This is a genomic window from Enterococcus sp. LJL51 (assembly GCF_054871795.1).
The window spans coordinates 1-1,880 of sequence record NZ_JBTXLW010000036.1; the positions used below are offsets into that span (position 1 = coordinate 1).

1 rRNA gene is annotated in these 1,880 nt (G+C 50.3%); it reads right to left on the reverse strand.

Features of this window, described 5'->3' with window-relative positions:
- Positions 1-66: 66 nt before the first annotated feature.
- Positions 67-1,626: ribosomal RNA gene (locus ACYSNQ_RS17890) — 16S ribosomal RNA — on the reverse strand.
- Positions 1,627-1,880: the final 254 nt, after the last annotated feature.

The following is a 1,880-nucleotide window of genomic DNA, read 5'->3' on the forward strand; positions in this document are numbered from 1 at the left end:
AGAGTAAACCTCTCAAAACTGAACAAAGTAAGAACAAACCGTGTAGGTCTCCGTAATATTCCTTAGAAAGGAGGTGATCCAGCCGCACCTTCCGATACGGCTACCTTGTTACGACTTCACCCCAATCATCTATCCCACCTTAGGCGGCTGGCTCCAAAAGGTTACCTCACCGACTTCGGGTGTTACAAACTCTCGTGGTGTGACGGGCGGTGTGTACAAGGCCCGGGAACGTATTCACCGCGGCGTGCTGATCCGCGATTACTAGCGATTCCGGCTTCATGCAGGCGAGTTGCAGCCTGCAATCCGAACTGAGAGAAGCTTTAAGAGATTTGCATACCCTCGCGGGTTAGCGACTCGTTGTACTTCCCATTGTAGCACGTGTGTAGCCCAGGTCATAAGGGGCATGATGATTTGACGTCATCCCCACCTTCCTCCGGTTTGTCACCGGCAGTCTCGCTAGAGTGCCCAACTGAATGATGGCAACTAACAATAAGGGTTGCGCTCGTTGCGGGACTTAACCCAACATCTCACGACACGAGCTGACGACAACCATGCACCACCTGTCACTTTGTCCCCGAAGGGAAAGCTCTATCTCTAGAGTGGTCAAAGGATGTCAAGACCTGGTAAGGTTCTTCGCGTTGCTTCGAATTAAACCACATGCTCCACCGCTTGTGCGGGCCCCCGTCAATTCCTTTGAGTTTCAACCTTGCGGTCGTACTCCCCAGGCGGAGTGCTTAATGCGTTTGCTGCAGCACTGAAGGGCGGAAACCCTCCAACACTTAGCACTCATCGTTTACGGCGTGGACTACCAGGGTATCTAATCCTGTTTGCTCCCCACGCTTTCGAGCCTCAGCGTCAGTTACAGACCAGAGAGCCGCCTTCGCCACTGGTGTTCCTCCATATATCTACGCATTTCACCGCTACACATGGAATTCCACTCTCCTCTTCTGCACTCAAGTCTCCCAGTTTCCAATGACCCTCCCCGGTTGAGCCGGGGGCTTTCACATCAGACTTAAGAAACCGCCTGCGCTCGCTTTACGCCCAATAAATCCGGACAACGCTTGCCACCTACGTATTACCGCGGCTGCTGGCACGTAGTTAGCCGTGGCTTTCTGGTTAGATACCGTCAAGGCGGGAGCAGTTACTCTCCCACTTGTTCTTCTCTAACAACAGAGTTTTACGATCCGAAAACCTTCTTCACTCACGCGGCGTTGCTCGGTCAGACTTTCGTCCATTGCCGAAGATTCCCTACTGCTGCCTCCCGTAGGAGTCTGGGCCGTGTCTCAGTCCCAGTGTGGCCGATCACCCTCTCAGGTCGGCTATGCATCGTGGCCTTGGTGAGCCGTTACCTCACCAACTAGCTAATGCACCGCGGGTCCATCCATCAGTGACACCCGAAAGCGTCTTTCAAATAAGAACCATGCGGTTCCTATTGTTATACGGTATTAGCACCTGTTTCCAAGTGTTATCCCCTTCTGATGGGCAGGTTACCCACGTGTTACTCACCCGTCCGCCACTCCTCTTTTCAAGTGAGTGCAAGCACTCGGTAGAAAAGAAGCGTTCGACTTGCATGTATTAGGCACGCCGCCAGCGTTCGTCCTGAGCCAGGATCAAACTCTCATAATAAAAGTTAGAACAATCTCGCGATTGTTAAGCTCATTTGTTTGCTAGCATATTGCTTGCTTGTTAAAAATGTTTGTTGTTTTGAATTAATCAAAACGCCCTACACATTTGGTTTGTCTTACTTTGTTCAGTTTTCAAAGGTCTACATCATTGCCTCGCAGCAACTTTTATATCTTATCAAATCTCCGATAAGATGTCAACTCTTTTTTTGAAAAAGTTTTAAGTTGATGGAACTCGGCAATCCGTTGTTGTGTTTC